Genomic DNA, 24,961 nt, shown 5'->3' on the forward strand with positions numbered 1-24,961 from the left:
ACTAGAACATGACCTGGACCGTGAGCCGCCGTTCGCTCATCCGCGCCGCCGCGGCGGCCACCGTCGCGGCCCCGGCGGCAGCGGGCACGCCGTTGCTTGTCGCGACGGACATCGCGCACGCGGCGCCGGGCGAGGCGATGACCGCGTACCACGGCGTCACCGGCGCCACCCACCAGCAGAAGTTCAACGAACTGAGCGCCGCCGGCTACCGGATGATCTCGCTCAGCGTCTACGGCCACCGGGCCGATCCACGCTACGCGGCGGTCTGGATCAGGCGGGGCGGCCCGGCCTGGGCGGCGCTGCACGGCCTCGACGCGGCCGGCTACCAGGCGCGGTTCGACCAACTGACCAGAGACGGCTTCGTGCCGGTACTCGTGAGCGCCACCGGCCCGCGCGCCAACCCGGTCTTCGCCGCGGTGTTCGAGAAGATCACGGCACCCGCCTGGATCGCCCGCCACGGGTTGGTCGACGGGCCGGCCGACACGGAAGGCACGCTGTCGAACGTCAACGCGTGGGCGCGCGACCACCACTGCGTCCCGAAGACGATCGCCATCTACGGCGGCAACCGCGACCGCACCTACGCCGGCGTCTGGCTCCCGAACCCGGGCGACGTCAAGTGGCAGGCGCACGACATGGGCGACGGCAACGGGTACCAGGACTGGTTCGACGGCTACACGGCGGCGGGCCTGCGGCCGGCGTTCGTCGACGCGTCCGACTCCCTGCAGTACCTCGGCGTGTTCACCGACGACAGCGTCGGCGGCTGGGTTGCCCGCCACGGCCTGGATTCCCAGCAGTACCAACAGGAATTCGACACGCAGCTCGCGGCCGGCCGGTACCCGATCGTCGTGCAGGGTGGCGGAACCGGTGCGGGCACCCGCTATGCGGCCGTGTTCGCCGCTCGCGACCTGCCGATCCCGCGCGCCTTCACGCAGACCGTCGCCGCCGGCGGGTCGTTCACCGGCGTCCACGCGGTGATGCGCGACTTCATGCAGTCGCGCGGGGTCCGGGCCGGCCAGCTCGCGGTCCGGCGCAACGGGACGTTGCGGCTGTCGGCCGGCTACACCTGGGCCGAGCCCGGCTATCCGGAGACGCAGTCCGACAGCCTCATGCGCGTCGCCAGCGTCAGCAAGGCGTTCGCCTGCGCCGCGATCCGCAGCCTGGTGCAGAACGGCCAACTCGACCTCGACGACGAGGTGTTCCCGCTGCTCGGCATCACCGGCGTCGCGCTGCCGAGCCAGACGAAGGACGGGCGCGTCGACGACGTCACCGTGCGGCAGTGTGTCGACCACACCGGCGGCTGGGTCCGCCGGGTGTCCGGCGTGGACCCGGTGTTCCGGACGCGCGACATCGCCCGGGCGTTGAATCTTCCGGGACGCGCGACAAAGCGCGACGTCGCCCGCTACATGTACGGCGAGCCCCTGCAGTACACCCCCGGCGACACGACCGCCTACGACTCCGGCGACCGGTACTCGAACTTCGGCTACGTGCTGCTCGGTCTCGTCGTGGAGGAGGTCAGCGGCATGCCGTTCCGCGACTACCTCGCGCAGTCGGTGCTGCAGCCCCTCGGCGTCGACGGCCAGGTGTTCGTCGGCGCCACCGAGCGGGCCGGCCGGCGCGGCGACGAGGTGAGCTACGACCACGCCGACGCCGGCAGCAGTGCCGTCGACCCGTGGTCGGACGCGCTGGTGCCGGCGGCGTACGGCAACTTCCTCGTCGAGGCGATGGACTCCGGCGGCGGCCTGATCACCACCGCGCCCGCGGTGACCCGCTTCATCGCCGACCACGCCGTGTGGGGCATCGGCGGGCGCGCGCCGGGCTCGGCCCGCACCGGCTCGATGCCGGGCTGCTACAGCCGCGCCGAGTCGCGCACCGACGGGATCGACTGGTGCTACATCGTCAACACCAACACGATCCGCGACTCCGACGCCACGTTGACGAAGCTAGCCGCCGACCTCAACACCGCGATCGGTGCCGCCGGCATCTGACCCGAGCATCAGGTCGGGACGCCCGAACAGCATGCGGAACCCGGCCATCAGGCACCACATGCCGAGCACGGGGATCGTCGTCATGATGCCGATGATCACGAACCCCCACAGCATGCCCTCGGTCACCAACGCCGCCGCCGCGAGGAGCACGATCGCACCTCCGGCGACGACGCCGAGCACCGCCTGATCGGCCGCTCCGGTGCGGCGGCGCAGGATCGCGACGTTGACCCAGATGAGCCACCCGCCGAGAAGGGCCGCGCCCAGCACCGTCCAATCGCCTTTTTCCTCGACGGCGGCCCGGAGCGTGCCGATCGGGCCGACCGCGACCATCGCCGTGAGCGCGGCGGCCCCGGCGTAGCGGACGCCGCCGCCGCGCCGGGTCGCGATGAGGAACGACCGGACGGCAACCGTGGGCAGCGGTGCCAGCAGCATCAGCACGATGAGGGTCACCCGCGAATCGAGCCCGACCATCGCGCCGAGGTACACCTAGCCGACGGTCAGGCAGGGCGTCGCCACCAGCACGGCACCGGCGAACGCGGTCAGCCAGCGCGGCGGCAGCAGCGGGCCACGCTGGTACTCGCGGGCCAGCAACGGTGCCTTCAGCGCGGTGTCGACGGCGTACCACCAGCGCCGCCACCCGTGCACGTCGTGGAGGACGGCCAGCGTCTCCTCCAACCACCGCTGCCGGTACGGCGCGGGCAGCGCCAGGCCCGCGACGCGCAGCAGGAGCTTCAGCCATTCCATGACGCACCCCCGGTCGCGAACCGGCTGGCGGCGCCCCCCGTGCGGCGCTGGCGGGCGGCCACGGCGGCGAGCCCGTCGCGGGCCTGCTCCGTCCCGTCGGGCGTCAGCCGGTAGTAGCGGCGCCGGGGCCGGCCGACCTCGTGCTGGTCGACCTCCTCCCACCGGCTGTCGATCCAGCCGGCGCTCTCCAGGCGGGCCAGGATCGGATAGATCGTGCCGGGCGGCAGGCCGGTGCCGTCGACGAACTCCAGGCCGTAGAGCTCACGGTCGGGGTCGTCGAGCAGGGTCCGGAGGACCAGCTGCACCTGGAGCGTCAACCTCATTATCGTACTCTATATAGGTCAGGCCCTCGGAACAAGAGGGTTCCAATCGAGGGTCGTCTTCATTTAGGCTCACCACTGCTTTGTTCGGTGACCTTACGTACACCCAGGTCGGTCTTCGGCGAGCCGGCGTGGGCGCACCACCCCTTCCTTCGAGGAGCCCGCGTGTCCGCACATCGCCGTAGCAGATTCGTCCATGCCGCCGTGAGCTTGTTGCTCGCGATCGTCGGCACCGTCGTCGCCGCGGCCCTCACCGCGGCCCCCGCCCGGTCGGCGCCCGCCGCGCCGAAAGCGGCGGACCCCTTCTCCGTGCTGGTCTTCTCCAAGACCGCCGGCTTCCGCCACGACTCCATCCCGGCCGGCATCGCCGCGATCCAGGATCTGGGCGCCGCCAACGGATTCTCGGTGGCCACCACCGAGGACGCGGCCGCGTTCACCGACGACAACCTCGCGCAGTACGCGGCGGTGATCTGGCTGTCGACGACCGGCGACGTGCTCGACCTCAACCAGCAGGCCGCGTTCGAGCGGTACATCCAGGCTGGCGGCGGCTACGTCGGCGTCCACGCGGCGTCCGACACCGAGTACCAGTGGCCGTGGTACGGCGAACTGGTCGGCGCCTACTTCGCCTCGCACCCGGCCAACCAGCAGGTCACGGTCAAGGTCGAGGACCCGGCGCATCCGTCCACATCGGAGCTTCCGGCCGAGTGGTCGCGGTTCGACGAGTTGTACAACTACCAGACCAATCCGCGCGGGCACACCCACGTGCTGGCCGAACTCGACGAGTCGACCTACGCGCCCGGCGCCGGCGCGATGGGCGCCGACCACCCGATCGCCTGGTGCCAGGACTACGACGGCGGCCGCGCCTGGTACACCGGCATGGGCCACACCATCGAGTCGTACGCCGACCCGGCGTTCCGCGGCCATCTGCTCGGCGGCATCCAGACCGCTGCCGGTGCCGTCGACGCCGACTGCCGGGCGTCGCTGACGAGCAGCTTCGAGAAGGTGACGCTCGACAGCAACACCAGCAACCCGATGGAGCTCGACATCGCGCCCGACGGGCGGGTCTTCTACATCGAGCGCGACGGACGCGTGCAGGTGATCCGCCCCGACACCGGCATCACCACCACCGCGATCGACCTCGACGTGTTCACCGGCAACGAGGACGGCCTCATCGGCATGCGCCTCGATCCCGGTTTCGCCACGAACAAATGGATCTACCTGTACTACGCGCCGAACGACGGGATCACCCGCAACCGGCTGGCGCGGTTCACGGTCACCGGCGACACGCTCGACGCGGCCAGCGAGAAGGTCGTCCTGGAGGTGACGACGCAGCGGAACACCTGCTGCCACGCGGGCGGCAGCATGGTGTTCGACGGCGACGGCAACCTGTACCTGTCCACCGGCGACAACACCAACCCGTTCGAGTCGGGCTCCTTCAACCCGATCGACGAACGGCCCGGCCGGCAGGACTACGACGCCCAACGCACGTCGGGCAACACCAACGACCTGCGCGGCAAGGTGCTCCGCATCCACCCCGAAAGCGACGGCACGTACACGGTGCCGGCCGGCAACCTGTTCCCGGTGGGGACGGCGCAGACGCGGTCCGAGATCTACGCGATGGGCTTCCGCAACCCGTTCCGGATCGGCTACGACATCCCGTCGTCGACGCTCTACGTCGGTGACTACGGCCCGGACGCGCCGGCCGCCGACCCGAACCGCGGACCCGAGGGCACGGTCGAGTGGAACGCGATCGGCGCGGCCGGCAACTACGGCTGGCCGTACTGCCACGGCAACAACTACGCCTACAACGACTACACGTTCCCGTCCGGGCCGAGCGGACCGAAGTTCGACTGCGCCGCGCCGGTCAACAACTCGCCGAACAACACGGGACTGCAGAATCTGCCGCCGGCCATACCGGCCACGGTGGACTACGACTACAGCGGCAACCCGTTGTTCCCGGAGATCGGTGGCGGCGGCGCGCCGATGGGCGGCCCGGTGTACCGGTACGAGAACCTGCCGAACAGCGACCGCGAATGGCCGGGCTACTACGACGGCAAGGCCATGTTCGGTGAGTGGAACCAGAACAAGATGTACACGTTCCAGGTCGGCGACGACGGAACGTCCCTTGTGGACATCAACCAGTTGCTCACCGGGATGAGCTTCCTGCGCCCGATGGACTTCGAGTTCGGGCCGGACGGCGCGCTCTACATGATCGAGTGGGGCACCGGCTTCGGCGGCAACAACGACGACTCGGGCGTCTACCGGATCGACTACGTGGCCGGCGAACGGGCACCGATCGCGGTGGCGGCCGGCACCCCGACGTCCGGGGCGGCGCCGTTGACCGTCCAGTTCTCCAGCGCCGGTTCGCGCGACCCAGACGGCGGCCAGCTCACCTACGCGTGGGCGTTCGGCGACGGCGGCACGTCCACCGACGCCAACCCCGTACACACCTACACCGCGACGGGTAACTACACCGCACAGCTCACCGTCACCAACGAGGCCGAGCGCACCGCGGTGGCCAACGTGCCGATCACCGTCGGGAACACGGCGCCGACGGTCGTCATCGAGTTCCCGCCCGACGGCGGCTTCTTCGACTGGGGCGACCAGGTCAACTACACCGTGCGGGTGACCGACCCGGAGGACGGCACGATCGACTGCTCGCGCGTCCACCTGCAGTTGTATCTCGGCCACGACGCGCACGCGCACCCGTTGCAGGGATACACCGGCTGCACCGGAACCGTGCAGACCTCGCTCGACGCCGGCCACGGCGCCGAGGCCAACGTGTTCGCGGTGTTCGAGGCGACCTACACCGACAACGGCGGCACCGGCGGCGCGGGCCCGCTCATCGGACGGGCGATCGAACAGTTGCAGCCCAAGCGCAAGCAGGCCGAGTACTACTCGGAGACCGGGCGCACCATGGACGGAGTCGGCGGCGGCGATCCGGGCGTCCAGCGGGAGACCACCAGCGACACCGCCGGCGGCTTCCAGAACATCGGGTTCATCGAGGACGGTGACTGGTGGTCGATCAAGCCGGCGAACCTGACCGGTATCAGCCAGGTGCGGTTCCGCGTCGCGTCGGCGGCCGCGGGCGGACGGATCGAGGTGCGCACCGGGTCGACGGCCGGGCCGTTGCTGGCGACCGCGACCGTGCCGGGCACGGGTGCGTGGCAGACCTACACCGACGTGACGGTGGCGGTGAGCGGCACCGAGGGACCGCTGTTCTTCGTCGCGCGCAACCCGGCCGGTGACACGGGAACCGGCAGCCTGTTCAACGTCAACTGGGTCGACTTCATCGGCAGGGGCGTGTCGACCAACGCGCGTCCGGTGGTCACCGTGGGGGCGACCCCGCAGAGCGGCGACTCGCCGCTCGCCGTGCAGTTCACCGGTTCGGCCACCGACCCGGACGGCGACACCGCGCTCACCTACGCCTGGACGTTCGGCGACGGCGGGACGGCGACCGGTGCGAACGCGTCGCACACCTACACGGTTCCGGGCACGTTCACGGCGACGCTGACCGTCACCGACAGCCTGGGCGCGGCGGGAACCGCTTCCGTCCAGGTGACCGTGAACGCACCGAACACGTCGTGCTTCGGCGCCCGGTCGGACGACTTCACCGGTACGGCGCTCGACCGCACGCGATGGTCCACAGTGGTCAGAGAGTCGCAGACGTACGCGGTGCGGGGCGGGAACCTCGTGCTGCCGACCGGCGTCGGCGACCTGTACGGGACGCGCAACGACGCGACCAACATCGTGCTGCAGCCCACCCCGGGCGGGCCGTGGCAGGCGACGACGAAGGTGTCGCTGCCGGTGGCGGTCAACTACCAGCAGGCCGGTCTGATCGTCTACGGCGACGACGACAACTACGCCAAGCTCGACCTGCTGTGGTCCGGCTCGCCGCGGGTGGAGTTCATCCGCGAGACTGCCGGCACGCCGCGCAACGAGGGCGCCGACAGCGCCGCCGCACCCGCCGGTGCGTCGATCTGGCTGCGCCTCACCAGCGACGGCACGAACCTGACCGCGGCGATGTCCGGTGACGGGCAGACGTTCACCGCGGTCGGCCGCGCGGCCGATCTGGCCGGCATCACCGCACCGAAGGTCGGCCTGTTCGCGTTGCAGGGCGGCGGGGACGCGCCGGTGATCGACGCGTCGTTCGACTGGTTCCAGATCTCTCCGGACGAGCCCACCGGCGCGGTCGACCCGTCCGACGAGTTCACGGCGTCCACATTGGACAAGTGCCGGTGGAACGCGATCGTGCGGGAGGACCCGACCAAGTACCGGCTCACCAACGGCGGCCTGACGATCGACGTGCCGAACGGTGACATCTACACGACCAACAACACGGGGCCGACGAACTTCATCCTGCAGACCGTGCCCAGCGGCGACTGGACGGCGCAGACGAGAATCGACGGCAGCGCGTTTAACGAGCAGTACCAGCAAGGCGGTCTGCTCGTGTACCTCGACGACGACAACTACATCAAGCTCGACTACATCGCCGACAACGCGGCGGGCCAGCCGGTGAGCCGGCGGATCGAGTACCGCAGCGAGATCGGCGGTGTGGTGCAGAACCCGCAGCCGCAGATCACCAACCTGACGAGCGGCGCGTGGCATCTGCGGATCGTCAAGACCGGCAACACGTACACCGCGTCGTACTCGGTCGACGGCACCACGTGGACGTCGTTCGAGCCGCTCACCAACCCCGGTCTGTCGAAGGTCGGCCTCTTCACGCTCGGCGCCGCGCAGACGGCGTCGAAGCCGGCGACGTTCGACTACTTCCGGCTCACCACACCGGGTTCGGGTGACACCGAGGCACCGACGACGGCGGCGACCGTCGCCGGCCCGGTCTCGAACGGGTGGTACACCGGCCCGGCGACGGTCACCCTGGCCGCCACCGACAACGTCGGGGTGACCCGCACCGAGTACCAGGTCGACACCGCCACCGCGTGGACCGCCTACACCGAGCCGTTCACGGTCTCCGGTGACGGCACGCACGAGGTGCGGTTCCGGTCGCTCGACGCGGCGAACAACGTCGAGGCGGCGAAGTCGGTGCCGGTGAAGATCGACGCGACCGCGCCCGTCACGTCGGCGACGTTCGCGCCGCCGAACGACGACGGCTGGCACAACGGCAAGGTGCCGGTCACGCTGACGTCGGTCGATCCGGTATCCGGAGTGTCCACTGTGGAGTACTCGCTCGACAACGGCCCCTGGACGCCGTACACGCAACCGGTCGACGTCACCGGAGACGGCGAACACACCGTCCGCTACCGGGCGACCGACGTGGCGGGCAACGTGGAGACCATCAAGTCGGCGGTCATCACCATCGACGCCACGAAGCCCACGCTGCTCATCGGCGGCCTCGCCGACGGTCAGTTGTACGGCGACAGCCAGGACGTGCGGGTCACGTTCCAGGCGGTCGACCCGACGTCGGGGATCAAGTCGGTGGTCGGCACGCTCGACGGCCGGTCGTACCAGAGCAACACGCTGCAGGCCATGTACGAACTGAACCTCGGCCTGCACGAACTGGTGGTCACGGCGACCGACAAGGCGGGCAACCAGACGACGTCGAACGTGCGGTTCTTCGTCACCACGTCGTTCCGCGACATGCAGAACCTGCACGACCGGTTCCGCGCGGTCGGCTGGCTGTCGCTGCAGGCGCACCGGGCCCTGACGAACCGGCTCACGGCGGTGCGGCAGGCCGAGGCGGTCGGCAACGACGAGCGGGCGCTCATGCTGCTCGCCCAGTACAAGCAGGCCGTCAACGACCCGACCGTGGTCACCAACGCCGAGGTCCGGGCCACGCTGATCCGCGACGCGGACGCGATGATCGTCCGGCTGGGCGGCACTCCCGGCGCGAGCGGTGCCGCCGGTGCCGCCGCCACCAACGGCGGTAAGCCGCTGAAGGGAACCGGTCGCCTGCCCGGCGACGCGACGACCGTCCCCGAAGGAGGCACACTGTAGGACGGTTCGCGGGGCGGCCCGGTGCGTCGGGCCGCCCCGCCTTCACCCGAGGAGAGGGGACGCCAATGCGCCGCGCCATCACCACACTGGCGGCGTTGCTCGCCGTCCTGCTCCTCGGCGCCACCCCGGCCGCCGCCCACGGTGGAAAGATCAAGCTGGAGGTCGCCGGCGACGGCGCCACCGGCGTCACCGTGCGGGCGTTGTACCAGTCCGACGGCCACCCGGTCGAAGACAAGGTCCTCCGGCTCACCCTCACCGCAACCGCCGACGGCGGCCGCACCGCCGGCCCGTTCGACCTCGGCCCCGCCGCCGAGGGCCGCGGCTTCTACTCCAGCGGCGCCGTCCTCACCCCGGGCCGCTGGACGGTCGTCGTCACCGCCGCCGACCCGAACGTGATCCGCGCCGAGTCCACTGTGGACGCCCGCACCCCGCAGGCCGCGCCCGCCGCCTCCACACCGGTCTCCCCCGACGCCACGAAAACCACCACTCCGGAGACCGACGCCGCCTCCGGCTCCGGCGGCACCTGGTGGACTGTCGCGTTCCTGGTGGCGCTGGCCCTGGCCGGGGTCACCCTGATCCTGGTTCGCCGCCGCGCCTCGCCCAACGCCTCGCGACGCCCGACCGGCCGACCGGTGCCGACCGGCCGCCCCCGCCGTCACGGCTGAACGGGCTCCACCCACCCCGCCTCCGCCGATCGACCGGCCGGCTGCGCCTTGTCGCCGAACCCGACGTACGCGGCCGCCCACATCGGCGGCAGGTGCCGGCCGAGATCGGCCCGCACGAGCGCACCCGTTAGCACGAGCATGACCATTCCGTGGGTCATGCCCCACAGCCGGGTGGCCGCGGCCCCCGGGTCGACCGTCCGCGAGAAACGCTTCTCGGCACGCGCCCGGGCCGCGGCCTGTACCAGCACCTCGAACCCCGTCGCCGCGACCCGCGGATCGTCGAGTTCGTGCCGGTTGTCGAACATCGTCAGGTACAGATTCGGGCTGGCCAGCGCGCTCGCGACGTAGGCCGAGCCGACCGCGGTGAGGTCGGTGACCGCGTCATCGGTCGGGCGCAGGGTCGCGAGCCGCTGCGCGAGCCGGGTGAAGCCCTCCGCCCGCACCGCCGCCCACAGGCCCGGCATGCCGCCGAAGTGCGTGTAGACGGCCATGGTCGACGTTCCCGCCGCGGCGGCCAGGCCGCGCAGCGTCACCGGCTCGCGGGCGGCGAGCAGTTCGGCGGCCCGTTCGATGAGATTCACGCGGACGGTGAGATCGGCACTCCGTGGCACTTGCTCATATTACATAGCTATGCCATATCATCGCTATGCAACGACGAACCCTACGGAGGAATCATGACGGTCAACCTCATCAACCCGGACGGCCTGCCCAAGCCCGAGAACTACGCCCAGCTGGCCGTCGCCACCGGAACCCGCACGGTCTACCTGTCCGGCCAGGTGGCCCGCGACGCCGACGGCAACCGGGTCGGCACCGGCGACCTGGCCGCACAGGTCGAGCAGGCGTTCGTGAACGTCGACACCGCGCTCAAGGCGGTCGGCGGCACCTTCGCCGACATCGCGAAGCTGACCATCTACGTCGTCGACTGGACGCCCGACAAGATGGCGCCCTTCGGCGAGGGGGCGATGCGCGCGGCCACCCGGCTGGGCGTCAACCCGGTCAAACCCGTCACGCTGATCGGCGTCGCCGCGCTGGGCGAACCCGACCTTATGGTCGAAATCGACGCGACGGCCGTCCTGGACTAGGCATTAACTCTGTACGGTGTATATAATTGCGGAACCCGAACCGCAGAGGAGCGTCCATGACCGAACAGAGCCCGTTCGCCGCGACCCCGTTCCGACCCACCGGCCAGCAGGTCGCCGACCTCCTGGCCTGGTTCGCCGAGTACGACGCCCTGGCTAGGAAGAACGACGTCGAGGCGATGGCCGACAAGGCGCTGTTCCCGCTCACGGTGGTGTCGAACGACTCGGCCGGCGAGTGCGTCACCCAGCAGTGGGACCGCGCCACGTTCATCCAGGCCATGGCGCAGGCGACCGACGGACCGCAGCCGGAGCTCGAGAACCACCGCGAGCCCCACTTCCTCGGTGCCGACCTCGCCGTCGTCGTGACCACCACCGTGATGACGAGCGGCGCCGACATCCGGCACATGCGCTACGCCGACGTCATGGCCAAAGCCGGCGGCCAGTGGCGGTTCACGAGCATGCTCCAGGCCGGCTGGGGCGACATGATGCGCCAGTACCTCGGCGCCTGATCACCCGGCGGCCGGCGGCCCTGACGCCGCCGGCCGGGCGACCTTGTCCAGCAACAACTCCAGCGTCCGCACGAACGCGGCGTGGTCGAGGTCGTCGTCCAGCACGGTCTGCAGGGCCAACCCTTGATAGACAGCGACAAATATTCGCACCAGAGAATCCGGGTCGAGGTCCGACGGCAGCTCACCGTTTCGCTGCGCATTTTTGACGCGTTTCGCGGCGCCCGATCGCGGGACATCTATGCCGCTGCGGGTGAGTTCGCTGATCCGGGGCGAGCGGACCGCCTCAGCCCACACCTGCACACCGAGGCGCAGCCCGTCGCGCGCATCCGGGTCACCGATCGACCGCAGCAGGCCGAGGTAGCCGCTGACCAGGTCGGCAAAGTCCGCCGTGGACGATTCGACGACCGCCCGCCGCCGCTCGTGCCACTCGGTCACTATCGCGACGATCATGTCCTCTTTCCCCGCGAAGTACCGGTAGACGAGGCCGGCGCTGATCCCCGACTCGCGCACGATGTCGTGCACCGACGTGTTGTGGAAGCCGTCACGGGCGAAGCACCGCGCCGCCGCGTCCAGGATCTGCTGCCGGCGGGCGGCACGGTGACCGGCGGAGACCTTCGGCACTAGCGGACCTCCGCCTGTGCGATCCGGTAGAACGCCGCCGCCGGTTCATGCCGCCCGAGCGGTACGAGGTACCGATCGGCCGCATCACGAGCCGACAGGTCGAGCATGAGCCGGAGCCCCCGCTCGGCCAGGTACCCGGGCAGCGCGTCAGGATCGAACCCGAACGTCCACGGTTCCCCGTGCCGCCGCACGGCGTCCTGCCAGACACCCTGGTACCTGCCGCTCCCGTCAAGCGCCGCCCGGTCGACGTACGTGAAGACGATCCGGCTACCGCCGGCCGCGATCCCCGCCAACGCACGCAACGTCGTGTCGACCGCATCGGCGGTGAGGTAGTTGGTCACCCCCTCCCAGACGACCACCGTCCGCTCTTCCCCGCTGAACCCCGCCTGCCGCAGGGCACCGGCCAGGTCGTCGCGCATCAGATCAACCCCGACAAACCGCACCTGCTCCCGCCGCTCGGCTCCCACGGCCGCACCGACGAGCCGTCGCTTGGTCGCCTGCGTAGCCGGATGGTCAACCTCGAAGACCCGCACCGAACGCAACCCCACCAACCGGTACGCCCGGCTGTCGTAACCGGCGCCGAGCAGCACCACCTGACCACGCCCGCCGCCAAGCCGGTCCCGCCCACCGCTATCGCCAACCTGGTCCCGGCCCTCTTCACCGCCAGACCCATCCCGGCCGCCGTCAGCGGCAAGCCCGTTCCGGCCGTCCCCACCGGCGAGCGCCTCCCGCCCACCCTCGGTGGCAAGCCCCTCCCGCCCGCCCTCGGTGGAAAGCGCGTCCCAGCCGCCCCCACCGGCAAGCGCCTCCCGGCCACCGTCAGCGGCAAGCGCGTCCCGGCCGTCCCCACCGGCAGGCTCGTGCCCGCCTTCAACGGCAGGCCCGTGCCCATCCGCGCCGGCGAGCGCGTCGTCGACCAGTTCGTCGATGAGCCGCGTCCGCACGACCGCCGACGCCCGCGGGCCGCCCGGAAAGCGCCGGTCGAGGTAGCGCTCCAGCCACCGGCGCGCGGCGGGCACCCGGGCGAGCCGGGCCAGGAACCGGTACCTGCCGGTCAGAAACCGGACCGCGTACGGGTCGTCGATGACCCGGTCGCGGCGGCGCGCCGTTTCCAGCGCACGGAACAGGGCGACGTGCTCGGCTGTGCGGCTCGATCGGTTCAACACCTCCCCAGAATAATGAACGAGCGTCCACTTTTCTATCCCTAGGTATTCTGCCCGTTGTGCGACTGTTCGTGGGATGTGCGCAGTGGACGCACAAGTCGTGGCAGAGCCGCCTGGTGCCGCACCCCCTTCCGCCGCACGAGCGGCTACGGGCGTACGCGGGCTGGTGCAACGCGGTCGAGGGCAACACCACGTTCTACGCGGTGCCGGCCCGCGACACGGTGGCCACGTGGGCGCGACAGACCGATCCGACGTTCCGGTTCGTCATGAAGCTGCCGAGGATCGTGACCCACGACCGCTGCCTCACCGACGTCGACGCCGAGATGCGCGCCTTCCTCACCGCGATGGAGCCCCTCGGCCCGCGCGCCCACGCCGTCTGGATCCAGTTGCCCGCCTCGTTCGGCCCGGCCGACCTGGCCACGCTCGCCCGCTTCATGCACCGGTTGCCGGACGACCACCGGTACGCGGTGGAGGTCCGCCATCCCCAGTTCTTCACCGACCCCGGGTCGGCGGCCCGACTCGAGGACATCCTCGCCAGGTCCGCCGCCGAATGGATCCCCTTCGACACGGTCATCCTCTTCGCGGAGCCGCCCACCACCGACATGGAACGTGACGCCTGGACCCGCAAACCACGCGTCCCGCGCAGATCGACCGCCCTGACCGACCGGCCGATCGTCCGCTACATCGGCCGCGACGACGCCGAACAGACCGCGAAGGGCTGGCAGTTCTGGGCCGACGTCACCGCCGACTGGCTCCGCAAGGGCCGTTCACCAACCGTCTTCATCCACACCCCCGACAACGTCGAAGCTCCCGTCCTGGCCCGCCGCTTCCACGACGACGTGCGGGCGCGGGTCCCCGAACTGGAGCCGCTGCCCGAGCCCGAACCCGTCGAGCCGCTGACCCTGTTCTAGCCTCCTTTCGCGTCCAGATAACGGAGAACGGCGAGCACCCGCCGGTGATCGGTGCCCGTCGGTACGAGATCGAGCTTGGTGAAGATCGCCGTGACATGCTTCTCCACGCTCCGCCCGGCGAGGTTCAACAGGTCGGCGATCGCGGCGTTCGACCGCCCCTCCGCCACCAGGCCGAGGATCTGCCGCTCCCGCGCGGTGAGCCGGTCGAGCCCCGGATCGGGCCGCTGCACCGCCAGCAGTTGCCGGATCACCTCCGGATCCAACGCAGTTCCGCCGGCCGCCACCCGCCGCAACGCGTCGACGAACTCGTCGGTGCTCACGATGCGATCCTTCAACAGATACCCGACGCTGCCCGGACTGTCGTGCAGCAGCCGCCGGGCATAGACGGTCTCGACCCATTGGGAGAACAGGAGCACCGCCGTTCCCGGATGCGCCCGCCGGATCGCGGTTGCCGCCCGCACCCCCTCGTCGGTGAAGGTGGGCGGCATCCGCACGTCGACGATCGCCACATCGGGCTCGTGCTCGGCCACGGCCGCGTGCAACTCGTCGGCGTTGGACGCGGTGGCCACCACCGGAATGTCAAGGTCGGTCAGCAACGCGGCGATGCCGTCCCGCATCAACGGATTGTCCTCGGCGATGACCGTTCGCATGCCGCTCATTTTCGCGCCCGTGCCGTCAGGGGAAGCGTCATCGTGACCGTCGTCGGCCCACCCGGCGGGCTGACCACGGCGAGTTGCCCGTCGAGCGCCTCGGCCCGCTGCGCCAGCCCGGCGAGCCCGGTGCCCGCCCCGTCCCTGTCGCCGTCGCCGATGCCGGTGCCGTCCGCTGCCCCGCCCCTCGCGCCGTCGCCGTTGCCGTCGCCCGACGCGGCACCGCCGCCCCGAGGTTGCGCGCCGCCGCGGCCGTCATCGGTGACCACCAGGCGCAATGTCCCGTCGTCGTCGGTCAGGTGCAGCCGTACGCGGGTCGCACCGGAATGGCGGACGGTGTTGGTGAGCAGTTCGGCGGCGGCGAAGTAGAGCGTGGTCGCCGCGGCGTCGGAGGGTGGCTCGGCCAGCGTCACGCGAACCGCGACCGGCAGGCCGCTGCGCGCCCCGAGCGTGGTCAGGGCGGTTTCCATTCCGTCGTCGAGCGCGGGCGGGTGGATCCCGCGCACGATGTCGCGCAGTTCGGAGAGGCCGTCGGCGACGCCGCCGCGCGCCGCCCTGACCAGGCCGCGCAGCTCGACGATCCCGTCGATGTCGTCGGGCAGCCGGTCGACCCGCCGCTCGATCCGCGACAACGCCATCCCGAGCGACACCAGCCGGGCCTGGGTGCCGTCATGCAGGTCGCGTTCGAGCCGACGCAGCGTGGTGGCCGCGTCGGCGGTCAACGCGACCCGGCTGGACTCCAACCGCGCGATCCGCCGAGCAGCCGGACCCGGCGCCAGCAGCGTGTCGATCAGGAACCGGTCGAGGAGCGTCGGCAGCCGCACCACCCACGGAAACACCAGCAGCACGATTGCCCCGCCGGTGGCGACCTGCCAGCTCTCCCACCAGTTGGTCAACTCGATCGGCCCGGCGTCGAGCGGAACCACCAGCGACCACAACGGGCAGGTGAAACTGACGAGCCCGATCAGCAGCGCCACCACACCGAGGTACGCGGTGGCCGCCGCGAGCGGCAGCCGCAGGAAGCAGTACGCCAGCGCGCGCCAGGCCGGCCCGTCGGTGAGCACCGCCCGTGCCCGCCCGACCGGTCCGCGCCCGGACAACCGGTCGGGACCGGGCCACGACCGGCCCAGCAGCGCCCGCGCCGGCCACCGGAAGTACCGCACGGCGAACCGGGCGGCCGCCAGCACGAGGACGAGCATCGGCAACCCGACCAGCAACACGAGCGACAGCGCGCCGGCGACCAGCGCGAGCAACGCGAGCAGGAACGCCGGAACGGCCATGAACAGCGTGACGAGCGTGTAACCCAACGCCCGCCACGTCTCTTCCGCGACCGGTGCCCGCACGAACGTGACCAGCGCCGGCCCCACCGACCCCCCGCTCATGTCGGCGCCCTCGATATGCGGCTCATATCGAAACCCGTACCGACTCGATCGGCGGCCGACGGGTGAGCAGCACCGCCGGTACCAGCGTTCCGACCGCCACCACCGCGGCACCCGCGAGGACACCCAGTGCCAGCTGCGCCGGCGGGATGTAGGGCAGAGCGTCGAACGCGGTGTACATCATCGGGACCAGCGTCGCGAGGGCGACGACGGCCGACAGCACGAGGACGGTTCCCAGCACCAGCCCAGCTTCGCAGGTCCAGACCGCCAGCACCCGTGCTCTGGTGGCTCCCGCCAGCCGCATCAACGCCAGTTCCCGCTCGCGGCTGACGCTGACCGTCAGCAACGTGTTGATGGCGCCGATGACAGCGAACGCGGTGAAGATCGCCGTTCCGGAGTAGTCGAGCCACACGTCCGCGGCGGCCGCCCGGACACCGGTGGCGTGCTCCGCGGTGCTGTGCACACCGACCTTCACCGCGGCGAAGCTCCCCGCGAGCACCAACGGAATCAGCGCCGGCGACAGCGCCCGCGACCGGGCGACCATCGCGTCAGCGGCGAGCACACCGGTGTCGGCGGCGAGCCGCAGTGCCGGACGCGCCACCCGGGCCGCGACCGTGAGCAGTACCGGCCCCAGCATTCCGACGCCGATGCACATCCCCAGGATCACGAACAGCGCTCCGGAGTCGGCGTCCTCGGCGTCGACCCCGGACAGGACCACCGACAGCACCACCCCGCCCGCCAGCAGAACCACCCCGAAGATTGTGCGCACCACACCGCCGGCCGGCCGACGGGTGAGCGTCTCCGTCAGGGCCGTCGCCGGGCGGACCCGCGCCGGCCGGATCGCCGACACCAGCGCACCCAGGACGGACGTGACGACCTCGATGCCGATCACCACCGGCAGCGCCCACACCACCGGCCGGTAGTCGACCGCCGCCGGCACCACGTCGTGGCTCCGCAACTGCGCCAGCCAGGCCCATCCGAACCCGAGCCCCAGCCCGTACCCGAGCGTCGCCGCGGGTACCGCGATCAGTGCCGCCTGTCGGGCCACCGACCGGCGGATCCGGCCGGGTGTCGCGCCGACCGCGCGCAACAGGGCGATGTCGCGGGCCTGGCGGGCGATCGCCGCCGTCATCGTGACGCCCACCATCAGGATCGACAGATAGACCGAGTTCCCGATGAAGACCGCCGCCGCGTCGGCCATCGACGCCTCGTCGAGGGCGTGGCGCTCGTCGGGCGTCAGCACCGCCGCGGACAGGGAGGTCGCAGTGGTGATCATCGCGGTGATCACGGCCGCGGCGAGGCACTGGGTGGCGAACGGCCCGACGAACCCCCACCGGTGCCTGCGCAGCGCCTGCCAGGTCAGCCCGGACCTCATGACGCCACCATCGCGGCACCGGAGACCGCCGCGAGCCGGGCGGCGATCGTCGCCGCGTCGGGTGTGGGCGTGTCGGCCACCAGGAGGCCGTCGCGCAACAGCAGCAACCGGTCGCTGACCCGCGCCGCGACCGGATCGTGCGTGACCATCACGACGGTGACCCCGAGCTCGTCGACCGCGTCGCGCAGGAGCCCCAGGACCCGTCCACCGGTGGTGGGGTCGAGGGCGCCGGTTGGCTCGTCGGCAAAGACCACCGCGGGACGCGTCACCAGCGCCCGCGCCACCGCGACGCGCTGCTGCTGGCCGCCCGACAACTCGCCGACCCGCTGGCCGGCCTTACCGGCGAGCCCGACCGACTCGAACACCGTGTCGAGGTCGGCCCCGGACACCCGCCGGCCGCCCAGCCGGCTCGGCAGCAACACGTTCTGCCGCACGGTGAGCTCCGACAACAGGTTGTAGGACTGGAACACGAACCCGACGCGGTCGCGCCGCAGGCGGGTGAGCGCCGCCTCGCGCATGCGGGTGATGTTCCGCCCCGCGAGCGTCACCTCGCCGCCGGTCGGCCGGTCGAGCCCGGCCGCGCAGTGCAGCAGTGTGCTCTTCCCCGAACCGGTCGCGCCCATCACCGCGACGAAGGTGCCCGCGGGCACCCGCACGGAGACATCGCGCAGGGCCCACGGCTGGGCCGCTCCGTAACGGCGGCCCACCGAATCCATGGTCAATACATCTTCAGCCACGGGCCCAGCATCGTCGCCGGTCGACACCGGGTCGACCGGGCCAACCCACCCGCGATGGTGCGGTTTTCCACACCCTCCTCGGCAGGAACACCCCATATCCACAACCGGTCGATACGGTCCAGACTCGTGCCCTCAACGTTTCCCACGCATCCGGTTGCCGTGTTGCCGCTCAAACTGTGGAGGCCACGATGGTTCGACGGAGTCGCGCTCGTGCTTGGCTCGATGGCGCCCGACGCCGCATACGTTCTCGACGGATCCGGGCTGCCGGTCTGGCCGTTCTCGCACGAGCCGCTGGGGCTTGTGGGCTGGTGCCTGCCGCTCACGCTGATCGGTACGCGCCTGGTGAGATCAGCGACGCCGACGATCGTGGTGCACCTCCCGAACGGCGGTTCGTTCGCGCTACGCGATTACGGCGCGATCCGCGCGGCCCGGCACCGCTGGTGGATCACCGCCCTCTCGGCGCTGATCGGCGCGGCGAGCCACATCGTGCTCGACACGGTGGAGCAGCACGTGCCGATGGCCGAGTACGTGTTCCACGCCGTCGGGATCGCCGCGATCATCGTCGTGGGTCTGCACATCGGGCGGCGCCGGCTGGTCCGCCACTGGTACGGGACGCCCCCGGCCGTGTCGGCGCGGCCGAGAACGTTCTGGATGGTGGCCGGAGCGGTCGCCCTGCCGGCGGCAGCCGTGACGCCGTTCCTGCCGGCGGCGTTCCTCCCACACACCACGGGCGCCCGGCTACTCGCCGCGATCGCGGCGGGCCTGCTCGCCGGCGCGGCGGCGGTCGCCGTGAACAGGCCGGAGCGCACCGCGTCCCGCTGATCTGTTGCCATGGGAGCGCTCCCATGTAACGATGACCGTCACTGCAGGACCACCCCCACCCCAACGGTCATCCGAGGAGCCGCCATGTCCTCGAGGTTCCGTACCTTGTCCCTCGTCGCAATCGCCGTCCTGATCGCAACCACCTTCGTCGCCACCCGTCCGCCGTCCGCGGTGGCCGCGCCCACGTACAGCTACGGCGAGGCGCTGCAGAAATCACTGTTCTTCTACGAGGCTCAGGTCTCCGGGCGCAAGCCGTCCTGGAACCGGGTGTCGTGGCGGGCCGACTCGGCCATACGCGACGGTTCCGACGTCGGACTCGACCTGACCGGTGGCTGGTACGACGCCGGCGACCACGTCAAGTTCGGCCTGCCGATGGCCTTCACCACCACGATGCTGGCGTGGGGCGCGGTCGAGAACCGGGCCGCGTACTCCGGCTCCGGCCAGCTCACCCACCTGCTGAACAACCTGCGGGTGCCCAACGACTACTTCATCAAGGCGCACCCGTCGGCGAATGTCCTCTATGGACAGATCGGCAAGGGCGACGACGACCACCGCTGGTGGGGCCCGGCCGAGGTGATGCCGATGGCCCGTCCCGCCTACAAGATCGACGCCAGCTGCGGCGGTAGCGAACTCGCCGCGGAGACCGCCGCGGCGATGGCCGCCAGCTCCATGGTGTTCCGGCCCACCGACGCCGCGTACGCCGACACGTTGCTGACCCACGCCAAGCAGCTCTACACGTTCGCCGACACCGTGCGGAAGATGTACCACGAGTGCATCACCGACGCCACGTCGTTCTACCGCTCGTGGAGCGGGTTCACCGACGAGCTGGTCTGGGGCGCGATCTGGCTGCACCGCGCCACCGGCGACGCGAGCTACCTGGCGAAGGCCGAGAGCACCTACGACGCGCAGGGCAACGAGAACCAGACCACCACCAAGTCCTACAAGTGGACGATCTCCTGGGACAACAAGCAGTTCGCCACCTACGTACTGCTGAACCAGTTGACCGGCAAGCAGAAGTACCTCGACGACGCGAACCGCTGGCTCGACTGGTTCACCGTCGGCGTCAACGGCGAGAAGGTACGCACCTCGCCCGGCGGCATGGTCGTCGTGGACTCGTGGGGTGCGCTGCGGTACGCCGCCAACACCGCGTTCGTGGCCCTCGTCCACAGTGACCACATCACCGACGCGACCCGCAAGCAGCGCTACCACGACTTCGCGGCCCGTCAGATCGACTACATCCTCGGCGCGAACCCGCGCAACTCGAGCTACGTGATCGGCTTCGGCGCCAACTCGCCGAAGAACCCGCACCACCGCACCGCACACGGCTCGTGGTGGGACAGCCAGCAGGTGCCGACCGAGACGCGGCACGTGCTGTACGGCGCGCTCGTCGGCGGCCCGTCCGCGCCCGACGACGCCTACACCGACAGCCGCGGCGACTTCGTGATGAACGAGGTGGCCACCGACTACAACGCCGGCTTCACGTCCGCGGTGGCCCGCCTCTACGGCGAGTACGGCGGCCCGCCGCTGGCCGGCTTCCCGCAGGCGGAGCGTCCCGACATCGCGGAGCTCTCCGTCGAGACCACGATCATGCAGAACGAACAGCGGGCGACCGGTGTGAAGGCCATCGTCTACAACAAGTCCGCGTTCCCGGCCCGCGCGCTGACCAACGGCAAGTTCCGCTACTACTTCCGGCGCGACGGTGACGCGGCGCTGCAGGTCAGCTCCCCGTACACGCAGGGCTGCCCGGGGCCGACTGCGGCGAAGCAGTACTCCGGCGACATCTGGTACGTCGAGGTCGACTGCACCGGGTACACCATCGCGCCGGCGGGCCAGTCGGCGCACCGGATGGAGGTGCAGCTGAAGATCGGCGTGGCCGAGGGCGGCACCTGGAACCCGGCCAACGACCCGTCCTACCAGGCGGCTGCCGGCCCGAACCAGGGCGTGACGCTGTACGACGGCGGCACCCGCGTGTGGGGCAACGAACCGGGCACGGTCGATCCGAACCCGCAGCCGTCGGGGTCGGCGAGCGCGAGTCAGAGCGCGAGCCCGCGCCCGAGCGCCAGTGCGAGCAGCCAGCCACCCACGCCGGCAAACGGCTGCCGCGTCACGTACTCCACCAACGACTGGAACAACGGTTTCACCGCCGCGGTGACGGTCGCCAACACCGGATCGACGGCGGTCAACAACTGGGCGCTGGTCTTCACCTACGCCAACGGGCAGCAGGTCACCCAGGCGTGGTCGGCGACCGTCACGCAGGCGGGCGCGCAGGTCACCGCGCGCGGTGCGAGTTGGAACGCGTCGATGGCGGCGGGCGCGTCGACCAGTTTCGGCTTCAACGGGACGCACACCGGCAGCAACCCACGGCCGGCATCGTTCACGCTCAACGGCACCACGTGCGCGGTGACATCGTGACCGAGAAGCGAAGCGGGGTGCCGGCGTGAAGCGCGTCCTCGCCCTGTTGCTCCTCGCGAGCGTCCTGAGCGCGGCCAGACCCGCCGACGCCGCCGCCCTCCCCTACCAGGATCCGTCCCTCCCGACCGCCGACCGGGTCAGCGATCTGCTCGCCCGGATGACCCTCGACGACAAGCTCGGCCAGATGACCCAGGCCGAGCGGGCGGCCGTCACGGCGTCCGACATCACCCAGTACCGCATCGGCTCGGTGCTGTCGGGCGGCGGATCGGCGCCGGCACAGAACAGCCCGGCCGGCTGGGCCGACATGTACGACACGTTCCAGCGCGGTGCGCTGGCGACGCCGCTGCAGATCCCGATGATCTACGGCATCGACGCGGTGCACGGCAACAACAACGTGCTCGGTGCCACGCTCTTCCCGCACAACATCGGGCTGGGTGCCACCCGCGACCCCGACCTGGTGCAGCGGATCGGCCGCGCCACGGCCGAGGAGGTGATCGGGTCCGGCCAGGACTGGACGTTCGCGCCGTGCGTCTGCGTGGCGCGCAACGACCGGTGGGGACGCACGTACGAGTCGTTCGGCGAGAACCCTTCGCTGGCGAGCGAGATGTCCACGGTCGTCACCGGTCTGCAGAACGGCACGCCGAAGGTCCTGGCCACCGCGAAGCACTACGTCGGTGACGGCGGCACCACCAACGGCACCGACCAGGGCGACACCCAGGTGACCGAGGCCGAACTGCGGGCCGTCCACCTGCCGCCGTTCCGGGCCGCGATCCAGCGCGGCGTCGGCTCGGTGATGATCTCGTTCAGCAGTTGGAACGGCCAGAAGCTGCACGGCCACAGGTATCTGGTGACCGATCTGCTCAAGGGTGAACTGGGCTTCACCGGGTTCACCGTGTCCGACTGGGCCGGCATCGACCAGATCGACGGCCAGCGCGGGTTCACGCAGGCGGAGGTGGCGACCGCCGTCAACGCCGGGCTCGACATGATCATGCTGCCGACCAACTGGCGGCTGTTCCTCACGTACCTGAAGGCGGCGGTGAACGCCGGCCAGATCCCGATGTCCCGCATCGACGACGCGAACAGAAGGATCCTGACCAAGAAGTTCGAGTACGGACTGTTCGAGCAGCCGCTCGCCGACCGGTCGTACGCGTCCACCGTGGGGAGTGCCGCGCATCGCGCGCTCGCCCGCGAGGCGGTGCGCAAGTCGCAGGTGCTGCTGAAGAACTCGGGCAACCTGCTGCCGCTCGCGAGGACGGGAAAGATCTTCGTCGCCGGTAAGAGCGCCGACGACGTCGGCAACCAGAGCGGCGGCTGGACGCTCAGCTGGCAGGGCGCCAGCGGCAACACCGTCCCGGGAACCACGATCCTGCAGGGGATCCGCAACGCGATCGGATCACAGGCCACCGTGACCTACGCGCGCGACGGGTCCGGCATCGACAGCTCCTACCGGGCGGCGATCGCGGTGGTCGGCGAGACCCCGTACGCCGAGGGTGCGGGCGACCGCACCGGCTCGATGTCGCTGGACTCCACGGATCTGGCCACCATCGACCGGCTGCGGGCCGCCGGCGTGCCCACGATCGTGGTGCTCGTGTCGGGTCGCCCGCTCGACATCGCGTCGCAGGTCGGCAACTGGAACGCCGTGCTGGCGAGTTGGCTGCCGGGCAGCGAGGGCGCGGGCGTCGCCGACGTGCTGTTCGGCGACTACGCGCCCACCGGCAAGCTGCCGATGACGTGGATGCAATCCGTGTCTCAGCAACCGATCAACGACGGCGACGGCAAGGCGCCGCTCTACCCGTACGGACACGGCCTCACCTACACGACGACGGATCCCGAGCCGGAACCGCAGGGTTCGTGCCGGGTGACCTACACGACCAACGACTGGAACAACGGCTTCACCGCGTCGGTGTCGGTGACGAACACCGGAACGGCGCCCGTGAACCCGTGGAGTACACAGTGGACGTTCACCGCCGGGCAACGTGTCACCCAGGCGTGGTCGGCGCGCGTCACCCAGAACGGCACCGTGGTGACCGCGACCGGCGAGACCTGGAACCCGTCGCTGGCACCGGGAGCGACGGCGACGTTCGGCTTCAACGGCAGTCACGCCGGGAGCAACCCCCGCCCGGCGTCCTTCACCCTCAACGGCAGCACCTGCGCCACCGCCTAGGCGCTGTTCCTTACCCCCACACCCCCAAGGAGCCTCGATGATCAGGTCAACGCTGCGCGCGTTAGCAGCGACCGGAATCGTCCTCGCCTCGACGATCACCGCTGTGATGGCGGCTGCCCCCGCCGCCAACGCCGAGGTGATCTGCGAGCAGTACGCCTCCCGCACCATCCAGAACGGTCGCTACGTCGTGCAGAACAACCGCTGGGGCGCGAGCACCACGCAGTGCATCGATGTGACGACGAGCGGGTTCACCATCACACAGGCGAACCACAACAACGCGACCAACGGCGCGCCCGCCGCGTACCCGTCGGTCTACCTCGGCTGCCACTACACGAACTGCTCGACGGGCAGCAACCTGCCGATCCAGGTGAGCCAGATCAGCAGCGCGACCAGCAGCATCAACTACACGTTCGTCAGCGGCGCCACCTACAACGCCTCGTACGACATCTGGCTCGACCCGCAACCCCGGACCGACGGCCAGAACGCCACCGAGATCATGATCTGGTTCAACCGGCAGGGGTCGATCCAGCCGATCGGATCGGTGGTCGGAACCACGACCATCGGCGGACGCACCTGGGAGGTGTGGCGCGGCAACACCGGCTGGAACGTCATCTCCTACGTGGCGCCGTCGCCGATCACGAGTTGGAACTTCAGCGTGCTGGACTTCATCAACGACGTCCGCAGCCGTGGGGCGATCACCAACTCGTGGTACCTGACCAGCATCCAGGCCGGCTTCGAGCCGTGGATCGGCGGCACCGGTCTCGCGGTGACCTCGTTCTCCGCGAGCGTCAACGGCGGCGGCAACCCGGGCGGCGACACCCAGGCGCCGTCGGTGCCGGGCCAGCCCACGGCGTCCAACGTCACCGCGACCGGCGCCTCGCTGGCGTGGGCCGCGTCGACCGACAACGTCGGCGTCACCGGGTACGACGTGCTGCGCGCGACCGGCGGTGGCACACCGACCGTGATCGGTACCGCCAGCGGGACGACGTTCAACGCCACCGGTCTCACCGCGAACACCACGTACACGTTCAGCGTCCGGGCCCGTGACGCGGCCGGCAACACGTCGGCGGCGTCGGCCGGTCGCACGGTCACCACACCGACCGGCGGCGGCAACCCCGGCACGGGGGCGTGCACGGCGACCTACCGCACGGTGAACGCGTGGAGCGGCGGCTTCCAGGGTGAGGTGACCGTCCGCAACAACGGCACCTCGACGCTGAACGGCTGGACCACGACGTGGTCGCTGCCCAGCGGCTCGAACATCGGCCAGGTCTGGGGCGGGCGGTCGTCCGTCTCCGGATCAACCATCACGGTTCGTAACGAGACCTACAACGGAGCGCTCGGCGCGAACGCCACCACGACGTACGGCTTCACCGGCACCGGGGCCACGCCGAACCCGTCGGCGGTGACCTGCACCAGTCCGTGACCCCAGGGACCCGGGCCCCACCGCGGGGCCCGGGTTTCTGTCGTACC

Annotated in this window: 20 protein-coding genes; 10 read left to right on the plus strand and 10 right to left on the minus strand. The window is 70.6% G+C overall.

Annotation, left to right across the window (positions count from 1 at the left end; translation table 11 throughout):
- Nucleotides 1-8: 8 nt before the first annotated feature.
- A complete protein-coding gene (locus Vau01_RS01075; RefSeq protein ID WP_203985992.1) occupies nucleotides 9-1,985 on the plus strand; it encodes a serine hydrolase in 1,977 nt (658 codons plus the stop codon).
- Here the strand turns inward: Vau01_RS01075 and Vau01_RS01080 are convergent.
- From Vau01_RS01080 to Vau01_RS01090, 3 genes are read right to left on the minus strand one after another with little or no spacing between them, the layout of a single operon-like run.
- Nucleotides 1,941-2,471, minus strand: coding sequence for a hypothetical protein (locus Vau01_RS01080; RefSeq protein WP_203985994.1), 531 nt, complete (start codon nucleotides 2,469-2,471; stop codon nucleotides 1,941-1,943). The genes Vau01_RS01075 and Vau01_RS01080 overlap by 45 nt on opposite strands.
- A complete protein-coding gene (locus Vau01_RS01085) occupies nucleotides 2,472-2,729 on the minus strand; it encodes a hypothetical protein (protein ID WP_203985996.1) in 258 nt (85 codons plus the stop codon).
- Nucleotides 2,717-3,052 (minus strand): PadR family transcriptional regulator, encoded by a 336-nt coding sequence (locus Vau01_RS01090; RefSeq protein WP_203985999.1) that lies wholly within the window; start codon nucleotides 3,050-3,052, stop codon nucleotides 2,717-2,719. Before Vau01_RS01090 ends, Vau01_RS01085 begins: the two co-directional genes overlap by 13 nt.
- Before the next feature lie 201 nt (nucleotides 3,053-3,253).
- Between Vau01_RS01090 and Vau01_RS01095 the strand changes: the two genes are divergently transcribed.
- On the plus strand, nucleotides 3,254-9,004 hold the full coding sequence (locus Vau01_RS01095; RefSeq protein ID WP_373320144.1) for a ThuA domain-containing protein: 5,751 nt from the start codon (nucleotides 3,254-3,256) through the stop codon (nucleotides 9,002-9,004).
- Nucleotides 9,005-9,069: 65 nt separating this feature from the next.
- A complete protein-coding gene (locus Vau01_RS01100; protein WP_203986004.1) occupies nucleotides 9,070-9,669 on the plus strand; it encodes a hypothetical protein in 600 nt (199 codons plus the stop codon).
- Here Vau01_RS01100 and Vau01_RS64490 read toward each other — a convergent pair.
- Nucleotides 9,660-10,280, minus strand: coding sequence for a TetR/AcrR family transcriptional regulator (locus Vau01_RS64490; RefSeq protein WP_275423903.1), 621 nt, complete (start codon nucleotides 10,278-10,280; stop codon nucleotides 9,660-9,662). The genes Vau01_RS01100 and Vau01_RS64490 overlap by 10 nt on opposite strands.
- 63 nt (nucleotides 10,281-10,343) lie before the next feature.
- On the opposite strand from Vau01_RS64490, the gene Vau01_RS01110 reads away from it, so the two are divergent.
- On the plus strand, nucleotides 10,344-10,751 hold the full coding sequence (locus Vau01_RS01110) for a RidA family protein (protein WP_203986575.1): 408 nt from the start codon (nucleotides 10,344-10,346) through the stop codon (nucleotides 10,749-10,751).
- Nucleotides 10,752-10,807: 56 nt separating this feature from the next.
- Entirely contained in the window at nucleotides 10,808-11,257 is a 450-nt protein-coding gene (locus tag Vau01_RS01115) for a nuclear transport factor 2 family protein (protein WP_203986006.1), read from the plus strand.
- Here the strand turns inward: Vau01_RS01115 and Vau01_RS01120 are convergent, their stop codons facing one another.
- Complete coding sequence (locus tag Vau01_RS01120) at nucleotides 11,258-11,878, minus strand: TetR/AcrR family transcriptional regulator (RefSeq protein ID WP_203986009.1); 621 nt, start codon at nucleotides 11,876-11,878, stop codon at nucleotides 11,258-11,260. It lies immediately after the preceding gene.
- Complete coding sequence (locus tag Vau01_RS01125; protein WP_239151198.1) at nucleotides 11,878-13,044, minus strand: class I SAM-dependent methyltransferase; 1,167 nt, start codon at nucleotides 13,042-13,044, stop codon at nucleotides 11,878-11,880. Before Vau01_RS01125 ends, Vau01_RS01120 begins: the two co-directional genes overlap by 1 nt.
- 56 nt (nucleotides 13,045-13,100) lie before the next feature.
- Here Vau01_RS01125 and Vau01_RS01135 point away from each other — a divergent pair, with 56 nt between their 5' ends.
- Nucleotides 13,101-13,952 (plus strand): DUF72 domain-containing protein, encoded by an 852-nt coding sequence (locus Vau01_RS01135; protein WP_203986010.1) that lies wholly within the window; start codon nucleotides 13,101-13,103, stop codon nucleotides 13,950-13,952.
- Here Vau01_RS01135 and Vau01_RS01140 read toward each other — a convergent pair.
- From Vau01_RS01140 to Vau01_RS01155, 4 genes are read right to left on the minus strand one after another with little or no spacing between them, the layout of a single operon-like run.
- Nucleotides 13,949-14,602 (minus strand): response regulator transcription factor, encoded by a 654-nt coding sequence (locus Vau01_RS01140; protein ID WP_203986012.1) that lies wholly within the window; start codon nucleotides 14,600-14,602, stop codon nucleotides 13,949-13,951. The two genes, Vau01_RS01135 and Vau01_RS01140, sit on opposite strands and share 4 nt — an antisense overlap.
- A 5-nt stretch (nucleotides 14,603-14,607) precedes the next feature.
- Nucleotides 14,608-15,984, minus strand: a complete 1,377-nt coding sequence (locus Vau01_RS01145; protein ID WP_203986014.1) for a sensor histidine kinase — start codon at nucleotides 15,982-15,984, stop codon at nucleotides 14,608-14,610.
- A gap of 22 nt (nucleotides 15,985-16,006) precedes the next feature.
- Nucleotides 16,007-17,356: an FtsX-like permease family protein gene (locus Vau01_RS01150; protein ID WP_203986017.1), complete on the minus strand. Its 1,350-nt coding sequence runs from the start codon at nucleotides 17,354-17,356 to the stop codon at nucleotides 16,007-16,009.
- A complete protein-coding gene (locus Vau01_RS01155; protein WP_203986581.1) occupies nucleotides 17,353-18,072 on the minus strand; it encodes an ABC transporter ATP-binding protein in 720 nt (239 codons plus the stop codon). The genes Vau01_RS01150 and Vau01_RS01155 overlap by 4 nt, the downstream gene beginning before the upstream one ends.
- 75 nt (nucleotides 18,073-18,147) lie before the next feature.
- Between Vau01_RS01155 and Vau01_RS01160 the strand changes: the two genes are divergently transcribed.
- The 4 genes from Vau01_RS01160 to Vau01_RS01175 all read left to right on the plus strand — a co-directional run bounded on the left by Vau01_RS01160 (nucleotide 18,148) and on the right by Vau01_RS01175 (nucleotide 24,914).
- Nucleotides 18,148-18,915, plus strand: coding sequence for a DUF4184 family protein (locus Vau01_RS01160; RefSeq protein ID WP_239151200.1), 768 nt, complete (start codon nucleotides 18,148-18,150; stop codon nucleotides 18,913-18,915).
- A gap of 84 nt (nucleotides 18,916-18,999) precedes the next feature.
- Entirely contained in the window at nucleotides 19,000-21,327 is a 2,328-nt protein-coding gene (locus tag Vau01_RS01165) for a glycoside hydrolase family 9 protein (protein WP_203986023.1), read from the plus strand.
- A gap of 25 nt (nucleotides 21,328-21,352) precedes the next feature.
- Nucleotides 21,353-23,491, plus strand: a complete 2,139-nt coding sequence (locus tag Vau01_RS01170) for a glycoside hydrolase family 3 N-terminal domain-containing protein (RefSeq protein WP_239151201.1) — start codon at nucleotides 21,353-21,355, stop codon at nucleotides 23,489-23,491.
- 37 nt (nucleotides 23,492-23,528) lie between these two features.
- Nucleotides 23,529-24,914 (plus strand): GH12 family glycosyl hydrolase domain-containing protein, encoded by a 1,386-nt coding sequence (locus Vau01_RS01175; RefSeq protein WP_203986026.1) that lies wholly within the window; start codon nucleotides 23,529-23,531, stop codon nucleotides 24,912-24,914.
- Nucleotides 24,915-24,961: the final 47 nt, after the last annotated feature.

It is taken from the genome of Virgisporangium aurantiacum (assembly GCF_016863635.1).
In the GTDB taxonomy this organism is placed as follows: Bacteria; Actinomycetota; Actinomycetes; order Mycobacteriales; family Micromonosporaceae; genus Virgisporangium; species Virgisporangium aurantiacum.

What these genes read in the sequence shown, in the direction of transcription:
- Vau01_RS01150 (WP_203986017.1), bottom strand. Translation starts at nt 17,356, where the DNA reads ATGAGGTCCGGGCTGACCTGGCAGGCGCTGCGCAGGCACCGGTGGGGG.
- Vau01_RS01165 (WP_203986023.1), top strand. Translation starts at nt 19,000, where the DNA reads ATGTCCTCGAGGTTCCGTACCTTGTCCCTCGTCGCAATCGCCGTCCTG.
- Vau01_RS01090 (WP_203985999.1), bottom strand. Translation starts at nt 3,052, where the DNA reads ATGAGGTTGACGCTCCAGGTGCAGCTGGTCCTCCGGACCCTGCTCGAC.
- Vau01_RS01145 (WP_203986014.1), bottom strand. Translation starts at nt 15,984, where the DNA reads ATGAGCGGGGGGTCGGTGGGGCCGGCGCTGGTCACGTTCGTGCGGGCA.
- Vau01_RS01160 (WP_239151200.1), top strand. Translation starts at nt 18,148, where the DNA reads ATGGTGCGGTTTTCCACACCCTCCTCGGCAGGAACACCCCATATCCAC.
- Vau01_RS01110 (WP_203986575.1), top strand. Translation starts at nt 10,344, where the DNA reads ATGACGGTCAACCTCATCAACCCGGACGGCCTGCCCAAGCCCGAGAAC.
- Vau01_RS01085 (WP_203985996.1), bottom strand. Translation starts at nt 2,729, where the DNA reads ATGGAATGGCTGAAGCTCCTGCTGCGCGTCGCGGGCCTGGCGCTGCCC.
- Vau01_RS01075 (WP_203985992.1), top strand. Translation starts at nt 9, where the DNA reads ATGACCTGGACCGTGAGCCGCCGTTCGCTCATCCGCGCCGCCGCGGCG.
- Vau01_RS01115 (WP_203986006.1), top strand. Translation starts at nt 10,808, where the DNA reads ATGACCGAACAGAGCCCGTTCGCCGCGACCCCGTTCCGACCCACCGGC.
- Vau01_RS01100 (WP_203986004.1), top strand. Translation starts at nt 9,070, where the DNA reads ATGCGCCGCGCCATCACCACACTGGCGGCGTTGCTCGCCGTCCTGCTC.
- Vau01_RS01175 (WP_203986026.1), top strand. Translation starts at nt 23,529, where the DNA reads ATGATCAGGTCAACGCTGCGCGCGTTAGCAGCGACCGGAATCGTCCTC.
- Vau01_RS01155 (WP_203986581.1), bottom strand. Translation starts at nt 18,072, where the DNA reads ATGGATTCGGTGGGCCGCCGTTACGGAGCGGCCCAGCCGTGGGCCCTG.
- Vau01_RS01140 (WP_203986012.1), bottom strand. Translation starts at nt 14,602, where the DNA reads ATGCGAACGGTCATCGCCGAGGACAATCCGTTGATGCGGGACGGCATC.